Origin of the sequence: Aeromonas ichthyocola, assembly GCF_046087985.1 — a bacterium.
GTDB classification, from domain to species: domain Bacteria; phylum Pseudomonadota; class Gammaproteobacteria; order Enterobacterales; family Aeromonadaceae; genus Aeromonas; species Aeromonas rivipollensis.
This window is the reverse complement of sequence record NZ_JBJSWH010000005.1, coordinates 164,685-190,325: the sequence shown is the minus strand read 5'-3', so window position 1 is coordinate 190,325 and position 25,641 is coordinate 164,685. Positions and strand designations below refer to the sequence as shown.

Genomic DNA, 25,641 nt, shown 5'->3' with positions numbered 1-25,641 from the left:
GGCGCAACCGGCACTGGTGCGCTCGATGGCAAGGCCGCCGAGGGCACCGGGAAGGAGGCGGCTGCCACCGACTGGGTTGGCACGGCCGCGGATACCGGCTCGGCTCCCTGCAAGGGGAGGCTGCACAGACCGACGAGGCCGATGAGGGTACTGGGTTTCATCATAGGGATCTCCTGCTGCCCTCTTTATCGGCAGCCGGGTCCATCTCCTTAGTCCGCCATGGCAAACCCCGGAAATGACAAAGGGGAGCCTGGGCTCCCCTAATGATCGACGCTGCGGCTTATTTGACGAAGTCGACACCCAGCTGGATATCTGCCTTCAGGGTAGCCAGCATGCTGTCCATGGACTCTTGCTCGAAGGCGCTCAGCTTGCCGTAGTCCAGCACGCTCTCGACACCGTTCTTGCCCAGCAAGACCGGCTGCGCGAAGAAGGTGGCGTGCTCGCCATTGCCTTCCACATAGGCGCACTCGATGACGTTGGCTTCACCCTGCAGACCCTTGATGAGGGACAGACCGAAACGGCAGGCTGCCTGACCCATGGAGAGAGTGGCAGAACCGCCACCGGCCTTGGCTTCCACCACTTCGGTACCGGCATTCTGGATGCGCTTGGTCATGGCAGCCGCTTCTTCTGCGGTGAAGCTGGCCCCTTCGATCTGGGACAGCAGCGGCAGAATGGTCACGCCACTGTGGCCACCGATCACGTTGACGCGGATCTTGTCGATGTTCAGGCCCTTGGCCTCGGCAACGAAGGTCTCGCCACGGATGACGTCCAGGGTGGTCACGCCGAACAGGCGACGCTTGTCATAGACACCGGCCTTCTTCAACACTTCGGCGGCGATGGCGACCGTGGTGTTGACCGGGTTGGTGATGATGCCGATCAGTGCCTTGGGGCAGGAGACGGCACACTTCTCCACCAGGTTCTTGACGATACCGGCGTTGATGTTGAACAGATCTGAACGATCCATGCCGGGCTTGCGCGCCACGCCGGCAGAGATCAGCACGACATCGGCGCCGACCAGAGCAGGGCTCGGATCTTCACCGCAGAAACCTTTTACTTTCACGTCAGTCGGGATATGGCTCAGGTCCGCCGCCACGCCCGGAGTGACCGGGGCAATATCATACAGGCTCAATTCGGAACCGGCAGGCAGGCGATTTTTCAACAGCAGAGCAAGGGCTTGGCCGATGCCACCGGCGGCACCCAGAACGGCAACTTTCATGATCAACTCCATGTCTAAGCGTAGGTTTAAGGTTGTTTCTAGTTGGGTTAACGCTGTTTCTTATTGTGCGCCTCACCTTAAAGGATCCCCTGCTAAAAAACAATCTGATAACAGTTGTAATCACGGGTTCTGTGAGCCAGGGAACAAGCGGCGACGAAATCGGAGAGGAATATGCGATAAATGGGAGGAAAGACACAGATTTCCCGTGTCTCCCTCACCATTAAGAGGTAAATACGACTGCTTCAGGACTGGAATGCCAGTGCTCGCTTCTCGCACCAGCGGAAACCAATTGTTAACAAACCATTCATGGTCAGGTAGAGGCCCCCGGCCACGGTGAACACCGCCAGGGTGTCATAGGTCTGGGCGTTGAGACGCTGGGCCAGCCCCATGATGTCCATGATGGTGATGGTGCTGGCGAGGGAACTGCCCTTGAGCACCAGGATCACCTCGTTGGAGTAGGCGGGCACCAACCGACGGGCAGCGTGACGCGCCTTCATCCACAGGGTCTGGCCGGCCGAGAAACCGAGCGCCCGGCAGGCTTCCACCTCGCCGGCGGGGATAGCATCTAGCGCCCCCTTGAACAGCCGGGTGGAGTAGGCCGCGGTGTTGAAGCCAAGCGCCAGCACGGCGCAGAACCAGGGTTGCTTGAGCAGCGGCCAGAGCGGCCCTGCCTTGAGCCATTCAAACTGACCCGGCCCGTAGTAGATGAGGAAGATCTGGATGAGCAGAGGCGTGCCGGTGAAGATCAGCACCCACAGCTGCACCAGCTGGGTCGCCACCGGAATGCGGCGCTCCAGCACCCAGGTCATGCCAGCCGCCAGCAGCACGCCGAGCAGCAAGCTGAGCGCGGTGAGCTGCAGGGTGATGGCCAGCCCCCCCAGCAGGGTCATCAGGTAATCCTGCATGATCAGCCTCCGTAACGGCGGGTATAGTTGGCAGCCTGCTTGAGGCCGAACTCGCTCACCAGGCTGATGGCCAGGTAGATGAGGGCCGCAGCGGCATACCAGGTGAAGGGTTCATAGGTGCTGGCCGAAGCCATCTGAGCCTGACGCATCATCTCGTTCACCCCGATGAGGGAGACCAGGGCAGTGTCTTTCAGCAACACCAGCCACTGGTTGCCGAGCCCCGGCAGGGCGTGACGCCAGGCCTGGGGCAGCACGATGCGAAAGAAGATGTGGCTCTTGCCAAGGCCCAGCGCCAACGCCGCCAGCCGCTGCCCGGCGGGCACCGCATTAAGGGCGGCCCGCAGAGTCTGGGTGGCGTAACTGGCGAACAGCAGGGAGAGCGCCAGCACGCCGCAGGCGAAGGGGCTGAACTCCACGTACTCGCCGGTGATGAGGAACAACACCTGGGTCGAGCCGAAGTAGATGAACAGCACCACCAGCAGCTCGGGCAAACCACGAATGAGCGTGGTCAGGGTGGCCACAGGCCACACCAGCCAACTGCGCTTGCTGAGCTCGGCGGCGCTGAACGCCAGCGCAAGCGCCATGCCCCCGACCAGTGATGCCAAGGCCAGCCCCAGGGTCATCCAGGCTGCATCCAACAACAGGCTCAGCATGGCTTACTGCGCGAAGTACTTGTCATAGATCTTCTGATAGGTGCCGTTGGCCTTGATCTCGGCCAGCCCCTTGTTCAGCTGAGTCAGCAGCTCCTGGTTGCCCTTGGCCACAGCGATGCCAAAGCCGGTACCGAAGTACTTGGCGTCGGTCACCGGCGTGCCGATGACAGAGTACTCCTTGTGCTGCTTGAGCCAGTCGGCGGCGACGGCGGTGTCGGCGAAGACACCGTCGGTGCGACCGTTCATCATGTCGAGGAAGGCGCTCTGGTAGCTGGCGTAGGGCACGGTCAGCAGACCCTTGCTCACCCAGTTGTCCACCAGGTAGGACTGGTGGGAGGTGCCGTTCTGCACGCCGACCGTCTTGTCCACCAGCTCTTCAGGCCCCTTGAAGGCACCCTTCTTGGCCACGAATACCGCCGAGTTCTCGTAATAGATGTCGGAGAAGTCGACCTGGGCGGCCCGCTCCGGGGTCACGTCCATGGCGGCGATGACGGCGTCATAGCGACGGAACTTGAGGCTGGGGATCAGGCTGTCGAAGGCCTGGTTGTGGAAGCTGCACTCCAGCTTGGCCTGCTCGCAGACGGCGCGGGCCAGATCGATGTCAAAGCCCTGGAACTCGTTCTTGTCATCCAGGTATTCGAACGGCGCATAGGTGGCCTCGGTGGCGAACTTGATCTCCTTGGCCAGCACCGAGGTGCTCAGCAGACCCATGGCAGCAACCAGCAACAGACTCTTTTTCATGACAGCTTCCTTATCGATTCAGTATCAATGCATCAAGAATTCGGCAAACCGGCTGGTTTGCGGGGATTGGAAGATGGCGGCGGTGCCGGATTCGATGATCCGCCCCTTCTCCAGATAAATCACCTGACTGGCCACCTTGCGGGCGAACTCCACCTCGTGGGTCACCACCACCTGGGTGATGCCGGTCTGGCTCAGGGTGCGGATGATCTCCGCCACCTCTTTGGTTATTTCAGGATCGAGCGCCGCGGTTGGTTCATCAAACAGCAGCACCTGGGGATCCATCATCAGGGTACGGGCAATGGCCACCCGCTGCTGCTGACCGCCGGAGAGGCGCGCAGGCCAGGCATCCCGCTTGTCGGCCAACTGCAACTGGGCCAACAGGTAGGCGCCCTTCTCGATGGCGGCCTCGCGGCTCATGCCCAGCACCTTGATGGGGGCTTCAATCAGGTTCTCCATCACGGTGAGATGGGGCCACAGATTGTACTGCTGGAACACCATGCCCACCTTGCGGCGCAAGGCCTGGGCCTGACGGTTGAATTCCGCGGCAGAGAGGCTGGACGGGAAAGAAAATTCACTGTCAGCAATGCGCAGCACACCCGCATCCGGGGTATCCAGCAGGTTCATCATCCGCAGCAGCGAACTCTTGCCCGCACCGCTCGGGCCCAGCAATACCAAGGTCTCGCCGGGTGCGGTCCGGAAGCTGACCTGTTGCAGTACCGGCACCTTGTGCCAGGATTTTTCGATGCCGATTAATTCGATACCCATACAGCCCAATTGAATAAGTTTTCAAAATTTCGTCCTGATTCTAGCGCCAGCATAAGTTGATGCAAGCTATATTTGAATCAATATGCAGAACAAGCGCCGCTTCCTTGCCAAAACAGGCATATGAATGCAAAATAGCAGCGCTGTTCGTATCTGCCGCCTGAGCGTGACAAGCGGTCACCTCCCTCATTCGTGAGTCCAAGATGAAACATAACGACAAGCAAGAAAAACTGGCCAAGGCCTTTAAAGCCTTGCTGAAAGAGGAGCGATTTGGCTCCCAGGCAGAGATAGTCACTGCCCTGCAAGAGATGGGCTTTGAGAACATCAACCAGTCCAAGGTCTCGCGCATGCTGAGCCGCTTCGGCGCCGTACGCACCCGCAATGCCAAGATGGAGATGGTCTACTGCCTGCCGGTGGAGCTGGGTGTGCCCACCACCTCCAGCCCGCTCAAGAACCTGGTACTGGATGTCGACCACAATGGCGCTCTGGTGGTGATCCACACCAGCCCGGGTGCGGCCCAGCTCATCGCCCGCCTGCTCGACTCCCTCGGCAAGGCCGAAGGTATCCTCGGCACCATAGCCGGTGATGACACCATCTTCATCACCCCGACCAGCGACACCGACATCGAAGAGCTCTACCTCTCCGCCCTCGAGCTGTTCGAACAGACCCCCTGATCGGGTCTCGCTCGCGCCACCTGAACGAAAAATCCCGGCCAAGGCCGGGATTTTTGTTTCTGCACGATCGGCAAGTCGTTACTTACCCTGGGCGACCAGAAAATCGATGGAGGGGGCGAAGAAGGCAGCCCCTGTCACCGCCCTGGTGAAGCGCAGCAGGTGATCGAAGTGGCTGCCCTCCCCCTTGTACATGCTGGCCAGCATGGCATTGAAGTGCTGCGGGGTGCGGCAGCAGGAGATGAAGTAGAGCCCCTGCTCGGTCATGGTGCCCCAGGGCATGCTCTGGCGCAGTATCTCCATGGACTCCCCCTTCGGGGTCTTGAGGTTGACCCGCTTGATGTGGGAGGTCAGCGGCTTGTCGGCCGACTCGTACTCGATGTTGTCTGCCTTGGTACGGCCTATGATGTCCTCCTGCTCCTTCAGGGCCAACCTCTCCCAGTCGCTCATGGCATGCACCCAGCGCTGGACATGGACATAGGATCCGCCGGCAAACTCGCCCCCCTCCAGCAGTGCCACCTCGGCCCTGTGCTCATCCTGGGGGTTCTCGGTACCGTCGACGAAACCGGTCAGATCCCGGCAATCCAGATTGCGGAAACCACGCACTTCTTCGGCCAGCTCCACCAGGCCGGCCAGCAGCGCCATCACCCGCTGCCCGGCGTGATGGAGCACGTCGACCCGATCGGCACGCAGTTGCACGAAGAGATCGAACGGGGTATTCGGGGCCTCCTGGCCGTTGGCAGACTGCGCCATAAAGCCACGGAACTGGGGCGGACGGGCGGCAGGGTAGATGGCATCCCAGCCCTCGGCACCGACGGCGACCAGACCGCTGAAACCAGCGTCGGGGAAATCGGCACTCACCGCATCCCACAGAACCGGCAGCTTGGCAAGACGGGCCGCCAGCTCGGCACCGTCACCGGTGCGATTGAACATCAGATAGAGGGCATGCAGATTCGGCTCTGCGCAGATCCCGGCTTGGGCTTTCATTTCTCTCTCCAAAGACATTGGCTATGGGCGTGGCGCGATTATAAACCGGAACCGGGTCAATTCCTTGATTTCACATCACTATCAGGGCATCTGTTCGAACAGCACCAGGGCATGGGGGGCCACGGTCACCCGCGCCCTCTCCCCTTCGAGAGGCTCCCCTATGCTGGCCTCCAGCACCTGACCTGCACACTCCACCAGCACCCGGCAGTGATGGCCGAGGAACTGCTGCTCCCGCACCAGCAAGTCGCCGTCAGCGGCGGCTGCCAACGCCAACTGCTGGGGCCTGAGCATCAGCTGCAGCCGCTCTCCCGGGGCGCGACCGTGCGGCTCATGGCCACAGATGACCCCGAGCGCTGTCTGCACGCAGTGGCTGTCCACCACCTCAGCCGCCAGATAGTTGACCCCGCCGAGAAACTCCGCCACGAAGCGGTTCCCGGGGCGGCGATAGAGCTGCTCCGGCTGGCCCACTTGCTCGATATGACCGGCCCGGAACAGCGCCAGCCGATCGGCGAAGGCGAACGCCTCCTCCTTGCTGTGGCTGACGAAGATGGCGCCGATTCCCTGACGCTTGAGCAGGGCGCGGATCTCGAGGATCAGCTTCATCCTCACCTGGGTATCAATGTTGGAGAAGGGCTCGTCCAGCAGCATCAACTTGGGCTTGCAGACCAAAGCGCGAGCGATGGCAACCCGCTGCTGCTGGCCACCGGAGAGCTGATGGGGATAGCGCTCCCCCAGCCCCTGCAGATTGACCAGGGTCAGCGCCTCGTCGATCTGCTGCTGGCGGCTGTCGCGAGGCACCCGAGTCAGCCCGAAGCCGATGTTCTCGGCCACCGTCAGATGGGGGAAGAGGGCGTAATCCTGAAAGATCATGCCGATGTGGCGACGCTCAGGCGATACCGTCACGCCGGGCCCATCCAGCAGGGTCTCGCCGAGACGAATGCTGCCTTCCGCCAGCGGCAGCAGGCCGGCGACCGCCTTGAGCAGCGTGGTCTTGCCACAGCCGCTCGCCCCGAGCAGGCAGACGATCTCGTTGTCGGCCACCGTCAGGGAGAGCTGTTCCAGCACGTTCTGGCCGTTGTAACGGCAGCTTACCTTCTCTACTTGCAAGCAAGACAAGACAGACTTCCTCTCGTTTCTGGCGGTGCGCTGCCTTTCGGTCAAGCACACCGCATGCAATTTCATTGGCCGACGTGGCGACTCAATGCCCCGGGCTGTCCAGGCTGCGGTTGACCCAGATAAGCGGCACCAGCCCCACCAGCACTATGACGATGGCGCCGAGCGCCCCCCGCTCCAGCATCTCGTCCGAGACGAACTGGTAGACGTGGGTGGCCAGGGTCTCGAAGTTGAACGGCCGCAGCAGCAAAGCCGCGGGCAGCTCCTTCATGGATTCGATGAACACCAGCATGGCACCGGCAAAGAGGCCGCGTCGCACCAGGGGCAGATGCACCCGGCGCAGCATGCCCCCCGTCCCCTGCCCCAGGGAGCGGGCCGCCATGTCGAGGCTGGGGGAGATCTTGCCCATGCTGCTCTCCACCGAGCCGATGGCGATGGCCACGAAGCGCACCAGGTAGCCGAATACGATGGCGGTGAGGGTGCCGGTCAGCAGCAGGCCGGGCCCCTGCATCCCGAGCCACTCGGCCAGATCGTTGAGACCAAAATCCAGCGCCGTCAGCGGCACCAGCACCCCGATGGCCAGCACTGTGCCCGGCATGGCATAGCCGGTGGCGGCGATGCGCAGAGGCAGCAGGCTGCGGGTGCCGCCATCAAGGCGGCGGAAGAAGCCGAGCAACAGGGCTATGGCCATGGCGAGCAGGGCAGTCAGGGCCGAGATGAGCAGACTGTTGCCAGCGAAACGCACGAACTCCGGCGTCCACGACAACTCGAAGTAGCGCACCCCGTAGTCCAGCAGGATCACGAACGGCAGGCCGAAACCGGCCAGCACCAGCCCCCAGCACCAGAGCCCGGCCAGCAGACGGCTGGCCCCCTTGAGGGGGTAGCGCAGGGGCTGCTCATGGCCCATCGACTTCTGGAACACCTGCTGACGCTGGCGGGAGCGGCGCTCCAGGGCGATGAGCAGCACCACAGCCAGCAACATCAGGCAGGAGAGCCGTGCGGCTGTGGCCAGGCTGCCATAGCCGAGCCAGGTGTCGTAAATGGCCGTCGTCAGGGTGTTGATGGCAAAGAAGTGGACTGTGGCGAAGTCCGCCAGTGTCTCCATCGCCACCAGCGACGCCCCCACCATGATGGCAGGACGGGCCAGGGGCAGGCTGAGGCGACGAAAGCTCTGCCAGGGGGTGCAACCGAGCAATCGGCTGGAGTGGATCAGGCTGACCGACTGCTCCAGGAAGGAGGCGCGCGCCAGCAGATAGACATAGGGGAAGAGCACCAGCGCCAGCACCCAGGCGGCACCGCCGAGGGAGCGGATGGCCGGGAACCAGTAATCGGCCGGGCTTTGCCAGTCAAACAGGGATCTCAGCCCCGCCTGCAACGGGCCCGAGTAGTCGAGCAGGTCGGTATAGACGTAAGCCACTATGTAGGAGGGCATGGCCATGGGCAGCATCAGCGCCCACTGCAGGGCGCGGCGCCCCGGCACCTGGCACATGGCGACCAGCCAGGCGGTGGGCACCCCGAACAGCAGGCTGAGCAGCACTACCCCCAGCACCAGCCCTGAGGTGTTGCCAAGGTAATCGAGCAACACCGTATCGGCGAGGTGGCGAAACAGGTCTCCGTCTGCCGAGAAGGCAGAGAAGATGAGGGCAAGCACCGGCAAACCCAGCAGCAGGGCGGTGGCCCAGCTGCCGGCAATCCATCCAAAATTTTTCATGAGACCACAGCGATTGATGGGGCCTTAGGCCCCATCTGATTACAAGTCGAATTTCACTTCATCCAGCAGCTGCAAGGCGTCCTTGCGGTGCTTGGCATAGTCGCTGACCGGCATGGGGTCAGACTTGAAACTACCCCAGGACTTGACCATGGAGGAAGGCTCCACCCCGGCCTTGACCGGATACTCGGCATTCACATCCGCGTACATATGCTGGGCGGTGTCACCAGAGAGGAACTCCATCAGCTTCTGGGCGGCTTCCTTGTTCTTGGCGTACTTGGTCATGGCCACGCCGCTCACGTTGACGTGGGCACCGCGATCAGCCTGGTTCGGGAAGTTGATGTAAACCGCCTCGGCCCAGGATTTCTGCGCCGGATCTTTCAGCATGGCGCCCAGGTAGTAGCTGTTGCCGAGGGAGACATCACAGATACCGTCCTTGATCGCCTTGACCTGATCCCGGTCGTTGCCTTGCGGCTTGCGCGCCAGGTTGGCCTTGACCCCTTCCAGCCAGGTCTTGGTGTCCGCCATGCCGTGATGGGCAATCATGGACGAAACCAGCGCCACATTGTACTCGTGCTTGCCGCTGCGGGTACAAATTTTTCCTTTGAATCCAGGCTTGACCAGATCTTCGTAGCGGATGGTGTCGAGCTTGCCGAGACGATCCTTGCTGGAGTAGATGGCGCGCACCCGGGTGGTCAGGGCGAACCACTTGTTGTCCGGATCACGATAGATGGAGGGGATGTTCTCCTGCAGCGTCTTGCTGTCCACCGGCTGCACCAGATCCCTGTCCACCAGATCGGTCAGACGGCTGATGTCGACGGTCAGCATCAGATCCGCCGGGGAGAGCTTGCCTTCGCGCTCCAGGCGCTCGTTCAGCCCCTCTTTGGCAAATACCACATTGACCTTGATCCCGGTCTCTTTCTCGAACTGCTGGATGATGGGCTTGATCAGCTCATCCTGCCGATTGGAGTAGACATTCACTTCAGCGGCGGCAAAGGCCGACTGGGCGATCAGCGAGGAGAACAGCAGCGCCAACATCTTCATTTTCATCATCCATTCCTTGTCTGTGCATATAGTGATAACTATTTTCGTTTGCATTCTGCATGCATCGGGATGAGCGGATCAAGAACGGTCGCCGTCGCCACATCATTTTAATCGTCCCATAAATGAAAAGGGCCGGATGGAATCCCATCCGGCCTCTTCTGACCAAAACGCTATGTTTTGCTATCAGGCTTCAATAAGCGCTCACTCCATCGGGATTCCCCGAGGTCGGGAGGTCAACAGATCTGTACGTCACTGATGCGGTTCATCACAGCGCCTCGTCGTCGCTCTCGCCGGTACGGATGCGCACTGCCTGCAGCAGGTCATAGACGAAAATCTTGCCGTCCCCTATCTTGCCGGTATAAGCCGCCTTGCAGATGGCCTCGATCACCCCTTCCACGTTCTCGTCGGCGGTGGCGATCTCCAGCTTTACCTTCGGCAGGAAGTCGACCTGGTACTCGGCCCCCCGGTATAATTCGGTGTGCCCCTTCTGGCGACCGAAGCCCTTGACCTCGGACACGGTCAGGCCCTCGACCCCCAGGTTGGCGATGGCCTCGCGCACGTCGTCCAATTTGAAAGGTTTGATAATCGCAGTAATCAGCTTCATCTGGTTGCTCCCAATCCATGGTATGTCACGAATGGGTCATCAATTCTTGTGCCAAGTATTTTTATTGTTTATTTTCATAAAGATAGCCATTAACCCTTGAGCCATTCGCCAGGCACATCCCCATAACCGGCCAGCACGCCCCATAATGAGGCACCATGCTGCAGCGGCCAGCGGGTATGCACCAAACAAGAGCAAAACAGCATGTTAGTTATCTCCAACAGCGTCACCCTTCCCTGGCATGAGCTGCAATTTCAGACCATGCGGGCACAGGGCAACGGTGGACAGCACGTCAACAAGACCGACTCCGCCGTCTGGTTGCGCTTCGATTACCGCAACTCTCCCAGCCTGCCGGATCTCTACAAGGAGGGGCTGGAGAAACTGAGCGACAGCCGGGTCCACGATGGTTTCATCCAGATCAGGGTCGAGACCCACCGCAGCCAGGACATGAACCGCAAGGAGGCCATGAGCCGCCTGACCGAGCTGCTGAAAAAGGCCGCCTGGCGTCCCAAGGCCCGCCATGCCACCAAGCCGACCCGCAGCTCCCAGCGCAAGCGGGTCGACGCCAAGAAGCGCAAGGGCGAGATCAAGTCGGCCCGTGGCAAGCCCGGGATGGAGTGAGCCGTTCAGGCCGAGGAAGAGAGACGCATGAGATACAGTTTTTGTGACAGCGCCCAGGGCCCCCTGCTGGTCGCCATCGACCAGGATGGCCTGCGCCACGTGGAGTTCATGCAGGGGAACGGCCCGTCATGCCCAGGCTGCAGTGGCAGCGGGACGATGTGGCCCTGGCCCCCTACCTCGAGCAGTTCGAAGCCTATTTTGCCGGCCGGCTGCAGCACTTCACGCTGCCGCTCGCCGCCAGAGGCACCCCCTTCCAGCAGTCGGTGTGGCGCGCCCTGTGCGACATCCCCTACGGCGAGACCGTCAGCTATCTCGAGATAGCCCAGGCCATCGGCAACCCCAAGGCGATGCGGGCCGTCGGGGCGGCCAACGGCCGCAACCCGCTCAGCATCATAGTGCCCTGCCACCGAGTGATAGGCAGCAGCGGCGCGCTGACGGGGTACGCTGGCGGCATTCCCATCAAACGCTGGTTGCTGGCATTGGAGCAACAGACTGTCGGCCACTTCACGCTGACTCCCTGACCCCTGGTTAGCCGGCGGCATCCCGTTCACAACACTGGTTGCTGGCGCTGGAACAACAGACTGTCGACAACTTCACGCTGACTCCCTGATTGGTTAGCTGGCGGGAACAATGGCATCCCGATTAGCCGGCGGCATCCCGTTCACAACACTGGTTGCTGGCGCTGGAACAACAGACTGTCGCCCACTTCACGCTGACTCCCTGCCCCCTGGTTAGCCGGTGGCATCCCGTTCACAACGCTGGTTGCTGGCACTGGATCTGGGGAAAAGAGGCTTCGAGCTGACGCCGCCGGGCGTTTAGCAAAATGAACATAGTATGAAGAATCGCCTCAGAAGGGCTTCAGACTGGGAAAGGCATGATGCACTCACACTTGGATGGCACGGCTCATCCCTCATTCAAGTGGCACCCATGTGACGCTTCCAATCTGTCTTTTTCCCCGCGCCTCCTCTGAGGCGCTTTTTTTTGCCCGACAACGGCCACAAGAAAGCCCGCCGAAGCGGGCTTTGATCTGAAGGCGCTAGCCTCGAGGGCACTCAGAGGGCGAGGAACAGACCCGCGAGCGAGGCGCTCATCAGGTTTGCCAGCACCCCCGCCAGTATGGCGCGCATGCCGTAACGAGCGATGAAGGACTTTCGCTCCGGCACCATGGCCCCCAGGCCGCCGATGAGGATCGCCATGGAGGAGATGTTGGCGAAACCGCACAGGGCGAAGGTGACTATGGCCTTGCTCGACTCGTTCAGCGTCTGATCCTGCACCAGGGCGATGAAGGCGACGAACTCGTTGATGACGATCTTGGTGCCGATAAGCGCCCCGGCTGCCTGAGCCTGATCCCAGGGCACACCGATGAGCCAGGAGACGGGGGCGAACAGCCAGCCCAGGATGATCTGGAAGCTCAGATCCAGCCCCACCAGATCACCGGCCCAGCCCAGCAGACCGTTGAGCATGGCAATCACGCCGACGAAGGCCAGCAGGGTCGCACCCACCGCCACAGCGATATTGAGGCCGGACATGGCGCCATCGGCCGCCGCTTCGATCACGTTGGTGGCGCGGGGGATCTCCACGTCCTGATGGTGATCCACCTCATCGGCACCGGGCGGCACCAGGATCTTGGCCATGGCCAGGCCGGCAGGGGCCGACATGAAGGCGGCGGCGATCAGGTATTTCAGCTCGACCCCTATGCTGGCATAGCCCACCAGGGTGCCACCGGCCACTGAAGCGAGACCACAGCTCATCACCGCGAAGAACTGGGAGTCAGACATCTTGGAGAGGTAGGGTTTGACCACCAGGGGCGCCTCCACCATACCGACGAAGATGTTGGCGGTGGCGGAGAGACTCTCGGCACGGCCGGTGCCCAGCAACTTCTGCAGGCCGCCTCCCAGCAGGGCGATGACCCGCGGCATGATGCCTATGTGGTAGAGGATGGCGATCACCGCGGAGAAGAAGATGATGACCGGCAGCACGTTGAACGCGAAGATGAAGCCCAGCTTGAACTTGGCCAGATCGCCGAACAGGAAGGCAATCCCCTCCTGACCGTAGCCGATCACGCTGCTGACGCTCTCGCTGACGCCGTTGAGCACGCTCTGACCGGCGGGCAGCCAGAGCACCAGTGCGGCGAAGAGGACTTGCAGGCAAAGGGCGAGACCCACTGTTCTCAGCGGGATACGACGACGATTATCAGAGCAGAGTGCGGCTAGTGCCAGGATACTCAAGATGCCGAGCAGGGCGATCATAGGGATTCCATCTAGTGGGACTGAAGATGGGCGCGGATTCTGCTCCCCCTGCCCCCGTCACTGCAAGCCCACCTGGTTACAACCCTGTTAGCAAAAACGTTTGCACGATATCGGTTGCGCCAACTGGCTGATTTGGCTCGTGTTTGGTATCAGGCGAAAGTCAGTGTTCTTGTATGGAAACGATTATTCCTCCACACCGGACAATCTGCCCCCAAGCCAGGGGGCCAGCCGCTGCGCCCAATAGGGTTCGGGCCCGAAGCTCTCCTTGAGGAAGTCGATGAAGAGGCGGATCTTGGGATCCAGGTGCTCACGCCTGGCGTAGACGGCGTGCACCGCCATCTTCTGGTTCGGGCGCCACTGGGGGCAGCAGGGGAATGAGCTGACCGGATTGCAGCTCCTTGTCCAGCAGGTAGTTGGCAACATAGGCGATGCCGAGCCCGGCCAGGGCGGCATCCCGCACCGCCTCCGCCAGATCCACCCTGTAGTTGCCGGCCACCTGCACCGTCTGGCGCTCCTTGCCCTGGCGAAACGACCACTCGTGGTAGCGCCGCTCCCGGCTCTGGTAGGTGATGCAGTTGTGCCTGGCCAGATCCCTGGGGTGCAGCGGGGTGCCGTGGCTCAGCAGATAGTCCGGCGAGGCCACCAGCACGAAGCCGATGTCCGCCAGCCGCTGCCCCACCAGCCCCTCGGGCTTGTCCTCGTAGGTGGTGATCCAGAGATCCAGCCCCTCATCCACCAGGTTGGTTCTGTGGTCAAACAGGGAGACTTCCAGCTCCAGATCGGGGTAGCGCGCCTGGAATGCCTTGAGCCGCGGGATCACGTGCAAGCGGCCGAAGGACTGGCCCACCCCCAGGTGCAGCACGCCGCTCACCTTGCCACGCCGCTCCGCCACCATGGAGTCCGCCTCCAGGGCCACCGCCACCAGGGCGCGGCAGTGACGGGCATACTCCTGACCGAGTTCGGTCAGGGAGAAGCGGCGGGTGGTGCGTTGCACCAGCTGGGCCCCGAGCTCGGTCTCAAGCTGGGCCAGCTGCTTGCTGATGTGGGACTTGGATACCCCGAGCCGCCGCGCGGCGGCAGAGATGCCCTGCTCGCGGACCAGGGCATCGAAGATCACCATTTGGGGAAGACGTTGCAGCACGGAATAACCAGAGTGAGTGGCGGGCCCCCATTATTCCAGAGCCGCCCGCCAGGGGGTAGGGTCAGCGTCCCAGCGCCTGGATCAACTGCTCCTTGAGGGGATCATCGGCCGGATTCTGGTTGGCGCCATAACTCGCAATCAGCTTGCCATCGCGGCCCACCAGGTATTTGTGGAAGTTCCAGTTGGGCGCATCCCCATCGGCGGCGGCCGCCAGCCCCTTGAACAGGGGTACCGCATCGGCGCCACGCACCGAGACCCGGTTGAACATGGGGAAGGTCACACCGTAATCCCGGCGGCACACCTCGGCGGTCTTGTTCTCATTGCCCGCCTCCTGCCAGAAGTCGTTGGAGGGGAACCCCAGCACCATCAAGCCCTTGTCCTTGTAGCTCTGATAGAGCGCCTCCAGATCCCGGAACTGGCCGCTGTAGCCACAATAAGAGGCTGTATTGACCACCAGCACCACCTTGCCCTCGGTCAGCTGGCAGAGGTTGTGACGCTGGGTATTGTTGAGCTCCCGCATCTCCACATTGAAGTAGTCGGGACAGGCGGCAGATGCCGCGCCAGATCCGAGCAACAGCAGCAGGGTGAACCATTTCATTGACATGACTCCTCGGGTTTTCTCCATCATACGCGAGATCCCCGAACAAGGTTCAGCGATCAGTGCAGCGGGATCCCGGTCAACCAGCCGTGGCCCCAGAAGATGAGCAGGGCCGTGAGCGCCAGACCGGCGCCCACGCTGATCCCCGTCCCCTGCCAGGTGGCCGCCGGTCTCGGCTTGGTGCGCCAGTCCCGCACCGAAATCCAGACGATGCTGACCAGCGCCCAGGCGCCCAAGCCCCCGAACAGCACCAGAGAGCGTGCCTCGCTGTTGACCGCCAGATGGGCGCAGGCCCAGAGCAGGGTGCCGAGCAGTTGGGGGTGTACCAGCCACCGCCTCAGGTGGTTGGCCCCCTGCCCTGCGCACAGCAGGATCAGCGCAACCGGCATAACCGCCATCACCAGCATGGGCCCCCAGGCGGGCGGGAAGTAGAGCGGCATGGGGCTGGCGCTGCGCCAGCCGGCGAGGATGCAGCCGATGGCGACGAACACCAGCAGCGAGAAGAGTCCCTTGTAACGGTTCTCCCCCAGCCGATCGCGCATTCGGGCACGGTGCGCTGCGGCGAAGCAGGGATAGAGATGGATCAGGGTAAATAGCAGTACCCCCAGGGTCAGCAAGATCATGGGTTGCTCCTTGTACTATGGGGGATCACTATGCCGCAAAGGCCACTGGCAGAATACAAAAACCATATAAAAGACAGCAGGATAATAAAAAAGCCGATCCTGGGATCGGCAAGGTGCGTCAGAGGGTCCGCCCTCAGGCGAGCAACCACATCCGCTACACGGGGCTGGGTGTGGCCGGTGACGGGCACCGGCCAGAAGAGGGTTAACGACGCAGCAGATAGAGGGCGGCGACGTTGCGGGCCGTGAGCTGCAGGTTGGTGGTGGCGGTTGCGATCGCCTCCGGCAGGGACATGGCCCGGTTGACCACGGCGAACACGGCGTCGATGCCATGGTCATGGACAACGCCGCAATCGTCGGTGAGGCAGCCGGCGATGCCGATCACCGGCTTGCCAAACTGCTTGGCGCAGCGTGCGACACCGATTGGCGTCTTGCCGTGGATGGTCTGGCTGTCGATGCGCCCTTCCCCTGTGATGACGAGATCCGCGTCGGCCACTTCATCGGCCAGCTTCAAGGCTTCTATCACTATCTGGATGCCGGGCTTGAGCTCGGCCCCGAGCAGGCCGACCAGGGCAGCGCCCATGCCACCAGCGGCGCCCGCCCCCGGCAGTTCCTTCACCTGCTTGCCGAGGGCCTGCTCGATGCAGTCGGCATAGTGGGCCAAATTGGCGTCCAGCTGGGCCACCATCTCGGGGGTCGCCCCCTTCTGCGGGCCGAACACCGCGGAGGCGCCTTTCGGGCCGCACAGCGGGTTGTTCACATCGCAGGCCACCTCGATGACCAGCTCGCTCAGGCGGGGATCCAGCCCGCTCAGATCTATAGTGGCAAGCTCGGCGAGACCAGCACCGCCCAACTCGATGGCAGAGCCATCGGCTTTGAGCAGCTTGCCGCCGAGCGCCTGGATCATGCCGGCACCGCCGTCGTTGGTGGCACTGCCGCCGATGCCGAGGATGAGGTGAGTAACCCCCATCTCCAGCGCGGCCAGGATCAGCTCGCCAGTGCCGAAGCTGGAGGTGAGCAGCGGATTGCGCTGCTCCGGTGCCACCAGATGGATACCGGAGGCCGCCGCCATCTCGATGACGGCACGCTTGCCATCCCCCAGCAGACCGACGAAACCCTGCACCTTGTTGCCAAGGGGCGCGGTCACCTCGACCGGCAGTATGTGACCACCGGTGGCATCCACCAGGGACTGCACAGTGCCCTCGCCGCCATCGGCCATGGGCAATTTGACATAGGTGGCATCCGGCAGCACCAGCTTGAAACCGGCCTCGATGGCATCGGCCACCGCCATGGCGCTCAGACTCTCCTTGAATGAATCGGGGGCAATAACAATTTTCATATCAATTCCTTAGGCGAGGCCAAACACGCCAAACATCAGGGTGGAGACAGTTGCAATGGTCAGACCGACCGCGGTTTCGTACGGGATGAGCTTGAGGCGCTCACCCACACCCATGTGGACGCTGCCACCGGTGGCATGGAAGAAGGAGCCGTGGGGCATGTGGTCAAATACGGTGGCACCGGCATGGATCATGGCGGCCCCCGCCAGACTGCTGATCCCAAGTTCAATCAGGGTGGAGCTGAACACGTTGGAGGCCACCACAGTGCCGGCCGTGGTCGAGGCGGTCGCGAGCGACATCAGGGCGCCCGAGATGGGGGCCAGCAGGTAGGAAGGCAGACCTGAGGCGGTCAGGCCGCTGATCAGCACATCCTTCAGACCCGAGTTGGCTATGATGCCCGCCAGGGTACCCGTCCCCAGCAGCATGATGGCCACCGGCGCCATGCGGGCCAGACCCGAGACGGCAAACTGGTTCACCTTGCTGAACTTGCCCATCATCAGGGCGCCGACCAGGCCGCCGAGGGGCAGGGCGATGAGGGGATCCACGACTATACCGGCCACCGGGCGCAGGGCCAGCAGCAGTATGGCGACCAGGGGGGCGCTGATGGCGGCGAAGAAGCCGGGCAGCTTGCCACCGTCAAAGTTCACCACCTCGTCGGCCGCGACCTTGCTGCCCCGATTATTGAGGCGCTTGGCCAGCCAGTAGGCCATCACCAGACCGAACAGGCCCGGGATGATACCAGCCGCCATCACTGAGGTGAGGGGCAGATGGAAGGCGTCTGACGCGGCTATGGCATTCGGGTTGGGGGACATGACGTTGCCCGCCTTGCCGCCCCCTATCATGGCCAGCAGTATGGCGGCCTTGGAGAGATCGGCGCGACGGGCGATGGCGAGCGCTATGGGGGCGACAGTGATAACGGCCACGTCCACGAAGACGCCGACCGCGGTCAGGATCAGGGTGGCCAGCGCCAGCGCCAGCAGGGCACGGGTCTCGCCGAGCTTGCGGACTATGGTCTCGGCGATGGTGGTGGCGGCCCCCGATTCGATCAAGACGCCTGCCAGCACACCGGCCGCCAGGATCCGCATCACGGCCGTGGTGATCCCCTGGGCGCCGCCGATCATCAGGGCGACGGTCTGGGTCAGGTCGGCGCCGCCGATCAGGCCACCGGCCAGGGCACCGACTATCATGCCGTAGGCGGGCGGCACCTTCTTCAGAATGAGGAAGATGGCGATGGAGAGCGCAGCGAGAGCACCGAGCGCGGATACAGGGATCATGACGGGCACCTTGAGTGGAAGTAAGTGGTGGCCATTATGGTGATCCCCGCCCGCAATGCTTTGGCTGAAAAGCCAAAGCTTGTGCTTCAGGAGCCTTCTATTTTGTTCATATGAACAAATCAGCCGTCGAGATTGAGCCCGAGATAGAGCAGAAACTTGTCATCTAACTTGTTGAAATTTAAGCCCGTTATCTGCTCTATCCGGGTCAGTCGGTAACGCAGGGTATTGGGGTGGATGAAGAGCGTTTCGGCACAGGGATGCAGATCACAATCCTGCAAGAAATATTGGCGCAGTGTCTTTTGCAGCGTTCCCTTTGCATCCTCCTTTGCCAGCTTTAGCAGGGGGGCCCGCAGCTGATCCGCCTGCCAGGAGTCCGCCAGGCTCCCGAGCAGCACCGGCAGGCGGTAATCCTCGAAGAAGTAGACCTGCTTGCGCGGTGCCTGGCTCATGCCGCGGCGCAGGGTGTCGCGGGCGGTCTGGTAGGAGCGCGCCAAGCCGCCCGTCCCGGCGAAGTAATCACCCACCCCGATGCGCACCTTGAAATGGGGAATGCGGGCCAGCAGCAGCTTGATGCGGCTGCGCTCCTGCGCCGATTGCCAGACGCCGTCGCTGAGCTGGGCCGGCTTGAGCACCACTATCTCGTCCAGGCCGTTGATGGCCACCAGGTTGTCCCGCTCCGGATTTTCCAGCAAGTGCACAAGCTCCCGCAGCCGGGCGGGATCCGCCTCCTCCAGCGCCAGCACGGCGACGACGCGAGGCTGGGCCAGATCGAGATCGAGGAAGCGGGCCGCTTGCTGCAACTGATCGGCCCGCCCCTCGCCGCGGATGAGCTGCAGCACCAGCTCCTCCTTGTGGCGCTTGTCCCACTGCAACTGCTCGGTGAGCGCCGCCTGCTCCAGAATGAGCTCGGCCGTCATCCGCACCAGCTCGGCGTAAGCACGCACTTCCTCCGGATCCCCCGAGATGCCGATGACCCCGAGCAACTCCCCCTGATAGGCGATGGGCAGGTTGATGCCGGGCCTCACGCCCTTGAGCTGCTGGGCGGTCGCTTCGCTGATTTCCACCACCCGATTCTCGGTCAGCGCCAGCACGGCCCCCTCGTGACGTTGATGGAGCCGCTCCGGGTTGCCGGAGGCGATGATGAGGCCGCGCTCGTCCATCACGTTGACCGAGAACGACAGTATCTTCATCGCCCGGCTCACTATCTGACGAGCAAGGGTGTCATTGAGCTGCATAACATCTCCGGATAGATAGCAGAGGGTTTCCGGAGGCGATGATAAGACCCCTTTCGTCCATCACCTTGACCGAGAACGACAATATCTTCATCGCCCGGCTCACTATCTGACGGGCAAGGGTGTCATTGAGCTGCATTGCCTCTCCATACCATTCGTTGACAGGGCCCCCGGGTGGCCTGGATCGGGGGGACAGACCCGTTAAAGATCCCACATCATCAAGACAAGCGCGGGGGGGATCGCTAGAATAGGCCACTTTACGCTATCTGTGCCCCACCCTGGATCATGGATCCGGCGTCACGCCGCTCCGTGTTGTGGTGGCTCCACCCTTCCGATAGGGACTCCGCTATGGACTATGAATTTCGCCGCGACCCGTTCGGTGGCTATCGCGCCCGGTTCTCCATGGGCCATGAGGCCATAGGTCAGTGGCTGATCGATGAAGTTGGCAAGGATGAGGAAACCCTCGACGAGCTCTTCTCCATCATCGACCAGCTCTCCAATCGAACCCGTACGGAGTACAGGCGTCACGGCGGTGACTATTCGCTGCTGCTCACCCCTGAGGAGGCCGAGGTGAAAGCCAACGTCCTCAATATCGAGCTGGATGAGGATCTTGACGATCTCGCCTACTACGATGATGAGCAGCTGGCCATGTGCGGACTGGAAGACTTTGCCCAGGTGCTCGGCTCCTGGCGCGCCTTTATCCGCAACGAGGATATGGGCTGAATACCCACATTTCGGGCGAGCATGCCCCTTGCAACCCAACAGGATTGACTATGTCCATTTACGATTTTGATGACGAACTGCCGGAAGACGAAGAACAGGAATCCAGCCAGAAAGCCGCCGTGCCTGCCAAGAAGAAAGGCAAGCAGGTGATGAATACCCAGGTCAACCTGAGCCCGCGCGATGCCAGCCGCCTGAACGGCCTGCACGTCGAAGCCATCACCACCCTGGACGACGTCAGCCTGCCGAAGAACGTCATCTTCAAGGCCGGCCTCATCGCCCTGGGCGAGCTGGAAGCGACCAAGCGCGCCGACATCATAGCCCGCGTCATCGCCGAATCCGGCCGTTAATCTGGCTTGGCCCCTTCATCCGGGCCACCCCCTGTCCCCAAAGCCGGAGCCTTTGCTCCGGCTTTTTTATTGTCCAGACCGGCCAGAACCATCGGCAAAAAGGAGCACAACAGGGCTCCGACCAGTCCATTGCGCCTTGTGCGAGAGACAGAGGCTGGTTAAGGTGCGCCCCTTGCAACCCACAAGGAGACTCAATGTTACCACTCCCTGATACCCTCATCTGGCTCGCCCTGGGACTGGCCGTGCTGCTCTGCCTGGCCCGCCAGCAGAGGAGCGGTCTGATCCTGCTGGGGGTCGCCCTGCTGACCGCCCTCTGGCTGGAGCGACTCAGCCCCGTCGCCGCGCTGGTCAGCCTCGCCGGTCTCTTGCTGGCCTGGCGCACGCCCCGCCTGCCCCAACCCTGGCGTGGCGTCGCACTGACGCTGGTACTGCTGTGGGCCATGGCCCTGACGCTGCACCTGGTGCCTGGCTTTGACAACCTCAAGGTGCTGGATCGGGTACAGGCCGGCCCCGCCAGCGTCCCTTTCACCCTGTACCTGAATCTGGACAAGCCGCTCATCTTCTTCGGCCTGCTGCTGGCCTGGCCCGCCTTGCTCGGCCCGGGCGGCGCGATGCGCTGGCGACCGCTGGCCCTGCTCATGCTGCCGCTGGCGGCCCTGCTGATCACCGCCTGGCAACTGGGGGCCCTCAAGCCCGACGTGGGGCTGCCTCACTGGTGGTGGCTGTTCGCCTTCAACAACCTGCTGTTCACCTGCGTGGCCGAAGAGGCGCTGTTTCGCGGCCTGATCCAGCAAGGGGTGGCTAGCCGAAGCAAACCCTGGTTCGGTCTCCTGGTCGCCAGCCTGCTGTTCGGGGCCGCGCACCTGGCCGGTGGTCCGCTGCTGGTGCTGTTTGCCGCCCTGGCGGGGGTCTGTTACGGCCTGGCATTCCAATTGAGTGGCCGCCTGAGTGTCGCCATACTGCTGCATTTTTTGTTCAACTTCGCCCACCTGGCCCTGTTCACCTACCCGCTGGCCAGCCGCTAGATACGGAGGCAGGCTCTCGCCGGATAAAAAAATGCCCCGAACCTGTGGGTTCGGGGCATTTTCATCGCATCCGGACAGCTAGTCGACGTAGAAGGTCTGCTGGAAGGTCAGCGTCTGCTGCTGCCCCTCCCCCATGATCTTCAGGGTGAACTGGTAGGTGTCCTCGTTCCGGTAGGGCAGCACCGCCAGGTAGTAAATGGAGTCACCCTCCTTCACCTCCTGGAAGCTCAGGGTACGTATGGTGCCGGTGAGGTTCTTGGCCTCGCCGCTGATGCCCACCGCCTGAGCCACCCCTTGCTTGTTCTGCACCGCAATATTGACGATGCCGTTGTAGCGGCTGCGCTCCAGGCCATAGGCCTTGGCCACCTCAGGGGTGAGGAAGCTGGAGTTGAAGGCGCTGTAGTGAACCTGCCAGGGGCCCAGCTCCTTCATCTGCTCGGCCCGCACCGGCAGCGTCATCAAGAGCGCCAGCAGGCAGCTCATCCAGACTGTTTTCATGATGTCATCCTTCTCCTGTTCCACTCTCCAGCAGGGCGGCGATCTCGGCGGGGATCTGTCTCGGTGCCTCGATGGCGACCGTCTTGTGCCGTCCCAGCTCCCCCCGCACTATGCGGACCTGCCCCTTGGCCACCTTGCACTGCTTGGCCAGATACTTGATCAGATGGCTGTTCGCCTGACCATCCACCGGCGGCGCCGTGATGGCCACTTTCAGTTCGTCCCCGTGCAAGCCGACGATCTGATCCCGGCTCGCCTTGGGCTGGATCATCAGGTGCAGTATCAGTGCGTCCCCTTCCAGCAGGACGGCTGGCATCAGATCATCCACCACAGCTGACCAAACAGATCCCCCAACAGATAGTTTATGGCCTGCAGCGCGATGAAGGCGACCAGCACGGAGAGATCCAGGCCACCCAGCGCCGGCAGTATGCGGCGGATAGGTGCCAGGAAGGGTTCGGTCAGCTGATGCATCACGTACTCGATGGGGTTGCGCCCCTGGCTTACCCAGCTCAGGATGGCGCGGATCAGCAGCACCCAGAAGATCATGGATCCCGTCTTCTTCAGAATGGTAAGTACGGCAAACAGGCTGAGGGTCAGCCAGTCGGTCAGCAGCACGTTCATGCTCTTGAGCAGCGCCAGCTTGGCGAAGGCGATGATGAGCGCCAGCAGCACCGAGGCCATGTCCAGCCCGCCGAAGCCGGGGATGATGCGGCGCAGCGGGATCACCAGGGGGTTGGTCACCTTGACCACCATCTGGCTCATGGGGTTGTAGAAATCGGCGCGGGCCCACTGCAACCAGACTCGCAGCAGCACCACCATGAGGTAGAGATCAAAAATCGTGTTAATCAAAAAGTAAGCCGTGTTCATCCGGGCTCCTTGCTACAAAAGGTTCAGAAAAGGGTTTCCATCTCGGCGGCCCGGGTGACGGCCGCCTGCATGGCACGAGCGGTCAGCGGCTTCAGCCCCTGCTCCTGGAATGTCTTGACGGCCTCGGCCGTGGTGCCGCCCTTGCTGGTGACCTGCTCGCGCAGGACCTGCAGGGAGAGCTCGGGGTTCTGCTCCACCATGGCGGCGGCGCCCAGGGCGGTCTGCTGCACCAGCAGACGGGCCTGCTCGGGAGTGAAGCCCATGGCTTCTGCCTCCTCGGCAATCCCCTGCATGAACAGGAAGAAGTAGGCCGGGGCACTGCCCGCCGCGGCGATGACGCCGTTGATGCCGCTCTCCTGCGCGACCCAGAGGGTCTTGCCGACGGCCTGCATCATCTGCTCGGCGAAGTCGCGATCCGCCTGCGCTATGCCGGTCGGGGCATAGAGGCCCGTCATCCCCAATCCCAGCAGGGAAGGAGTATTGGGCATGGTGCGGATGATGCGGCCATGTCCCCCCGCCATCTCCTGCAACCGCTCGACCTTGATGCCGGCGGCGATGGAGACGAGCAGCTTGCCTTCAAGGGAGCCCAGCTCGGCCACCAGCGCCTCCAGCATGGCCGCCATCAACTGGGGTTTGACCGCCAGTACGATGACATCGCTCGCCCTGGCCGCCTCGGCGTTGTTCTGGGTGATGCGAATGCCGAACTGGTCAGCCAGCTCGTCCAGCTTGGGCCGGCTGGGGTTGGCGGCGGTGATCCGCTCGGCCGGATAACCGGCCTGGATGAGGCCGGCAATGATACTGCGGCTCATGTTACCTGCCCCGATAAAGGCGAGGGTTCTCTGCTGCATCAAACACTCCTGTTATTGGCTGCCAACACGGCGGTTCACCTGCGCCGACGAAGGCGAGGGCAGGCTGCACCGCGTGCTTCTGTTTATGAGTAATCGCGGGCACCGAAGATGGCGGTGCCGACCCGGACCATGGTGCTGCCATGGGCGACGGCGGCCTCGAGATCCTCGGTCATGCCCATCGAAAGGGTGTCGACGCTCGGGTATTGTTGCGCAAGCTCGGTGAACAAAGCCTGCATGCGCCGCATCTGCGCGGCCAGAACCGCCTCGTCGCTGGTGTGCTCCGGGATGGCCATCAGGCCACGCAGCACCAGTCGCTCGCTCTGGTCAACCAGGGCGGCCAGCCGGAAAATCTCTTGCTCCGACGTACCGGATTTGCTGCTCTCTCCGCTAATATTGATTTGCAGACAGACATTTAGCGGTGACAACCCGGCTGGACGCTGGTTGTTGAGGCGCTCGATGAGTTTGTCACGATCGACACTTTGCACCCAATCGAATCGCTCCGCCACCAGCCTGGATTTGTTCGATTGCAGCGGGCCGATAAAGTGCCACTCTATGTCTTGGCAGGCCGCCTGCTCACGCAGGGTATCTATCTTGAGCGCGGCCTCCTGGGCATAGGATTCGCCAAAGCGGCGCTGACCGGCGGCATAGGCGGCCTGGATGTCTTCAAGCGGCTTGGTCTTGCTGACCGCAAGCAGCTGGATATGATCGGCGCCACGGCCAACTCGCCTGGCGGCCTGTACAATACGTTCCTTTACCTGAAGCAGGTGCTGGGCAATCTGGCTCATATTTCGTTCGTGATCTTGTGATGGGAGAATAACAAATCTATGGATATCACAGAGTTATTGGCTTTCAGTGTAAAGCATAAGGCCTCGGATCTACACCTCTCGGCCGGGGTTCCCCCGATGATCAGGGTTGATGGGGAGGTTCGCAAGATCAATTTGCCCGCCCTGGATCACCGTGAAGTACACGCCCTCATCTACGACATCATGAACGACCACCAGCGCAAGGAGCTGGAGGAGAATTTCGAGGTGGACTTCTCCTTCGAGGTGCCCGGCATGGCGCGCTTCCGGGTCAACGCCTTCCAGCAGTCGCGGGGCTCTGGCGCCGTGTTTCGTACCATACCGAGCACAGTTCTGACCCTGGAAGATCTGGGGGCACCGGAGATGTTTCGCAAGATAGCGGAGTTTCCCCGCGGCCTGGTGCTGGTCACGGGCCCGACCGGTTCGGGCAAGTCCACCACCCTGGCGGCCATGGTCGATTACATCAACGACAACTTCCACCACCACATCCTCACCATCGAGGATCCCATCGAGTTCGTGCACGAGAACAAGCGTTGCCTGGTCAACCAGCGCGAGGTGCATCGCGATACCAAGAGTTTCGCCAACGCCCTGCGCTCGGCCCTGCGTGAAGACCCGGACATCATACTGGTGGGGGAAATGCGCGATCTGGAGACCATACGCCTGGCCATGACGGCGGCGGAGACGGGCCATCTGGTGTTCGGCACCCTGCACACCTCGTCGGCGGCCAAGACAATAGACAGGATCATCGACGTCTTCCCCGGCTCGGAGAAGGACATGGTGAGATCCATGCTCTCCGAGTCCCTGCGGGCTGTCATCTCCCAGACCCTGCTCAAGCGGATCGGCGGCGGCCGGGTGGCGGCCCACGAGATCATGCTGGGGATCCCGGCGGTGCGAAACCTGATCCGGGAAGACAAGGTCGCCCAGCTCTACTCCATCATCCAGACCGGGATGACCCACGGCATGCAGACCATGGATCAGAGCCTCAAGCAGCTCGTCAACCGGGGTGTCGTTGCCGCCCTCGATGCCAAGGCCAAGGCGGCCGATCCCAACAGCATTTAAAACG

The 25,641-nt window shown here is 62.2% G+C and carries 27 protein-coding genes and 3 pseudogenes; 7 read left to right on the top strand and 23 right to left on the bottom strand.

The features are described from left to right. Nucleotides 1-280: 280 nt before the first annotated feature. The 5 genes from mdh to ACF2JD_RS15915 all read right to left on the bottom strand — a co-directional run bounded on the left by mdh (nucleotide 281) and on the right by ACF2JD_RS15915 (nucleotide 4,280). Nucleotides 281-1,216: a malate dehydrogenase gene (gene mdh, locus ACF2JD_RS15935; protein ID WP_025325689.1), complete on the bottom strand. Its 936-nt coding sequence runs from the start codon at nucleotides 1,214-1,216 to the stop codon at nucleotides 281-283. A gap of 242 nt (nucleotides 1,217-1,458) precedes the next feature. Further along, entirely contained in the window at nucleotides 1,459-2,121 is a 663-nt protein-coding gene (gene artM, locus ACF2JD_RS15930) for an arginine ABC transporter permease ArtM (RefSeq protein WP_139743708.1), read from the bottom strand. Nucleotides 2,122-2,123: 2 nt separating this feature from the next. Beyond that, on the bottom strand, nucleotides 2,124-2,774 hold the full coding sequence (gene artQ, locus ACF2JD_RS15925) for an arginine ABC transporter permease ArtQ (protein WP_171275409.1): 651 nt from the start codon (nucleotides 2,772-2,774) through the stop codon (nucleotides 2,124-2,126). Nucleotides 2,775-2,777: 3 nt separating this feature from the next. Beyond that, nucleotides 2,778-3,515, bottom strand: a complete 738-nt coding sequence (locus ACF2JD_RS15920; RefSeq protein WP_440987768.1) for a transporter substrate-binding domain-containing protein — start codon at nucleotides 3,513-3,515, stop codon at nucleotides 2,778-2,780. A 24-nt stretch (nucleotides 3,516-3,539) separates the two neighbouring features. Further along, complete coding sequence (locus ACF2JD_RS15915) at nucleotides 3,540-4,280, bottom strand: ATP-binding cassette domain-containing protein (protein ID WP_106885004.1); 741 nt, start codon at nucleotides 4,278-4,280, stop codon at nucleotides 3,540-3,542. A gap of 200 nt (nucleotides 4,281-4,480) precedes the next feature. On the opposite strand from ACF2JD_RS15915, the gene argR reads away from it, so the two are divergent. Then, nucleotides 4,481-4,951 carry a transcriptional regulator ArgR gene (gene argR, locus ACF2JD_RS15910; protein ID WP_005308670.1) on the top strand — a complete coding sequence of 157 codons (471 nt, stop codon included), beginning with the start codon at nucleotides 4,481-4,483 and terminating at the stop codon, nucleotides 4,949-4,951. Nucleotides 4,952-5,029: 78 nt separating this feature from the next. Here argR and ACF2JD_RS15905 read toward each other — a convergent pair whose 3' ends face one another. From ACF2JD_RS15905 to glnK, 5 genes are all read right to left on the bottom strand, one after another. Then, the gene (locus ACF2JD_RS15905) at nucleotides 5,030-5,935 is read right to left on the bottom strand and encodes a Dyp-type peroxidase (RefSeq protein WP_111912155.1); all 906 of its coding nucleotides are present in this window, start codon (nucleotides 5,933-5,935) and stop codon (nucleotides 5,030-5,032) included. Nucleotides 5,936-6,016: 81 nt separating this feature from the next. Further along, nucleotides 6,017-7,051, bottom strand: coding sequence for an ATP-binding cassette domain-containing protein (locus ACF2JD_RS15900; protein ID WP_440987767.1), 1,035 nt, complete (start codon nucleotides 7,049-7,051; stop codon nucleotides 6,017-6,019). Between the two features lie 82 nt (nucleotides 7,052-7,133). Further along, nucleotides 7,134-8,759: an ABC transporter permease gene (locus ACF2JD_RS15895; protein WP_290070213.1), complete on the bottom strand. Its 1,626-nt coding sequence runs from the start codon at nucleotides 8,757-8,759 to the stop codon at nucleotides 7,134-7,136. Between the two features lie 39 nt (nucleotides 8,760-8,798). Next, nucleotides 8,799-9,806: a Fe(3+) ABC transporter substrate-binding protein gene (locus tag ACF2JD_RS15890; protein ID WP_440987766.1), complete on the bottom strand. Its 1,008-nt coding sequence runs from the start codon at nucleotides 9,804-9,806 to the stop codon at nucleotides 8,799-8,801. Nucleotides 9,807-10,065: 259 nt separating this feature from the next. Continuing rightward, nucleotides 10,066-10,404 (bottom strand): P-II family nitrogen regulator, encoded by a 339-nt coding sequence (gene glnK / locus ACF2JD_RS15885; RefSeq protein WP_005332325.1) that lies wholly within the window; start codon nucleotides 10,402-10,404, stop codon nucleotides 10,066-10,068. Nucleotides 10,405-10,605: 201 nt separating this feature from the next. Between glnK and arfB the strand changes: the two genes are divergently transcribed. Continuing rightward, the gene (gene arfB, locus ACF2JD_RS15880) at nucleotides 10,606-11,022 is read left to right on the top strand and encodes an alternative ribosome rescue aminoacyl-tRNA hydrolase ArfB (RefSeq protein WP_440987765.1); all 417 of its coding nucleotides are present in this window, start codon (nucleotides 10,606-10,608) and stop codon (nucleotides 11,020-11,022) included. A 27-nt stretch (nucleotides 11,023-11,049) separates the two neighbouring features. Then, nucleotides 11,050-11,543 (top strand): annotated as a pseudogene (locus ACF2JD_RS15875) (methylated-DNA--[protein]-cysteine S-methyltransferase). A 531-nt stretch (nucleotides 11,544-12,074) separates the two neighbouring features. Here ACF2JD_RS15875 and ACF2JD_RS15870 read toward each other — a convergent pair. The 8 genes and pseudogenes from ACF2JD_RS15870 to ACF2JD_RS15835 form a co-directional block, all read right to left on the bottom strand. Further along, nucleotides 12,075-13,271 (bottom strand): NupC/NupG family nucleoside CNT transporter, encoded by a 1,197-nt coding sequence (locus ACF2JD_RS15870; RefSeq protein WP_139743701.1) that lies wholly within the window; start codon nucleotides 13,269-13,271, stop codon nucleotides 12,075-12,077. A 183-nt stretch (nucleotides 13,272-13,454) separates the two neighbouring features. Beyond that, nucleotides 13,455-14,391, bottom strand: a pseudogene (locus ACF2JD_RS15865) (LysR family transcriptional regulator). Nucleotides 14,392-14,473: 82 nt separating this feature from the next. Further along, a complete protein-coding gene (locus ACF2JD_RS15860) occupies nucleotides 14,474-15,010 on the bottom strand; it encodes a glutathione peroxidase (RefSeq protein WP_025325677.1) in 537 nt (178 codons plus the stop codon). Nucleotides 15,011-15,069: 59 nt separating this feature from the next. Further along, entirely contained in the window at nucleotides 15,070-15,633 is a 564-nt protein-coding gene (locus tag ACF2JD_RS15855; RefSeq protein ID WP_234690126.1) for an NnrU family protein, read from the bottom strand. Between the two features lie 202 nt (nucleotides 15,634-15,835). Then, nucleotides 15,836-16,969, bottom strand: coding sequence for a glycerate kinase (locus ACF2JD_RS15850; protein ID WP_393935050.1), 1,134 nt, complete (start codon nucleotides 16,967-16,969; stop codon nucleotides 15,836-15,838). Between the two features lie 9 nt (nucleotides 16,970-16,978). Then, complete coding sequence (locus tag ACF2JD_RS15845) at nucleotides 16,979-18,241, bottom strand: GntP family permease (RefSeq protein ID WP_111912139.1); 1,263 nt, start codon at nucleotides 18,239-18,241, stop codon at nucleotides 16,979-16,981. 119 nt (nucleotides 18,242-18,360) lie between these two features. Further along, complete coding sequence (locus ACF2JD_RS15840; protein ID WP_440987764.1) at nucleotides 18,361-19,476, bottom strand: sugar diacid recognition domain-containing protein; 1,116 nt, start codon at nucleotides 19,474-19,476, stop codon at nucleotides 18,361-18,363. A gap of 22 nt (nucleotides 19,477-19,498) precedes the next feature. Beyond that, nucleotides 19,499-19,612: pseudogene (locus ACF2JD_RS15835) on the bottom strand (sugar diacid recognition domain-containing protein); the annotation flags it as partial. Nucleotides 19,613-19,821: 209 nt separating this feature from the next. Here ACF2JD_RS15835 and ACF2JD_RS15830 point away from each other — a divergent pair. From ACF2JD_RS15830 to ACF2JD_RS15820, 3 genes are all read left to right on the top strand, one after another. Then, a complete protein-coding gene (locus tag ACF2JD_RS15830) occupies nucleotides 19,822-20,196 on the top strand; it encodes a YacL family protein (RefSeq protein ID WP_025325672.1) in 375 nt (124 codons plus the stop codon). A 50-nt stretch (nucleotides 20,197-20,246) separates the two neighbouring features. Next, the gene (locus ACF2JD_RS15825) at nucleotides 20,247-20,543 is read left to right on the top strand and encodes a hypothetical protein (RefSeq protein WP_005332293.1); all 297 of its coding nucleotides are present in this window, start codon (nucleotides 20,247-20,249) and stop codon (nucleotides 20,541-20,543) included. Nucleotides 20,544-20,737: 194 nt separating this feature from the next. Next, nucleotides 20,738-21,568: a CPBP family glutamic-type intramembrane protease gene (locus ACF2JD_RS15820; RefSeq protein ID WP_440987763.1), complete on the top strand. Its 831-nt coding sequence runs from the start codon at nucleotides 20,738-20,740 to the stop codon at nucleotides 21,566-21,568. Between the two features lie 78 nt (nucleotides 21,569-21,646). Here the strand turns inward: ACF2JD_RS15820 and ACF2JD_RS15815 are convergent, their stop codons facing one another. The 5 genes from ACF2JD_RS15815 to ACF2JD_RS15795 form a co-directional block, all read right to left on the bottom strand. Further along, on the bottom strand, nucleotides 21,647-22,066 hold the full coding sequence (locus ACF2JD_RS15815) for a DUF4426 domain-containing protein (protein WP_025325669.1): 420 nt from the start codon (nucleotides 22,064-22,066) through the stop codon (nucleotides 21,647-21,649). Nucleotides 22,067-22,070: 4 nt separating this feature from the next. Beyond that, nucleotides 22,071-22,379 carry a DUF167 family protein YggU gene (yggU, locus tag ACF2JD_RS15810; RefSeq protein WP_111912133.1) on the bottom strand — a complete coding sequence of 103 codons (309 nt, stop codon included), beginning with the start codon at nucleotides 22,377-22,379 and terminating at the stop codon, nucleotides 22,071-22,073. Next, nucleotides 22,379-22,930 carry a YggT family protein gene (locus tag ACF2JD_RS15805; RefSeq protein ID WP_025325667.1) on the bottom strand — a complete coding sequence of 184 codons (552 nt, stop codon included), beginning with the start codon at nucleotides 22,928-22,930 and terminating at the stop codon, nucleotides 22,379-22,381. The genes yggU and ACF2JD_RS15805 overlap by 1 nt, the downstream gene beginning before the upstream one ends. 23 nt (nucleotides 22,931-22,953) lie before the next feature. Continuing rightward, on the bottom strand, nucleotides 22,954-23,778 hold the full coding sequence (gene proC / locus ACF2JD_RS15800; RefSeq protein WP_440987762.1) for a pyrroline-5-carboxylate reductase: 825 nt from the start codon (nucleotides 23,776-23,778) through the stop codon (nucleotides 22,954-22,956). Nucleotides 23,779-23,861: 83 nt separating this feature from the next. Next, nucleotides 23,862-24,563 carry a YggS family pyridoxal phosphate-dependent enzyme gene (locus ACF2JD_RS15795; RefSeq protein ID WP_440987761.1) on the bottom strand — a complete coding sequence of 234 codons (702 nt, stop codon included), beginning with the start codon at nucleotides 24,561-24,563 and terminating at the stop codon, nucleotides 23,862-23,864. A gap of 39 nt (nucleotides 24,564-24,602) precedes the next feature. Between ACF2JD_RS15795 and tapT the strand changes: the two genes are divergently transcribed. After that, complete coding sequence (gene tapT, locus ACF2JD_RS15790; protein ID WP_111912129.1) at nucleotides 24,603-25,637, top strand: type IVa pilus ATPase TapT; 1,035 nt, start codon at nucleotides 24,603-24,605, stop codon at nucleotides 25,635-25,637. Nucleotides 25,638-25,641 lie beyond the last annotated feature (4 nt).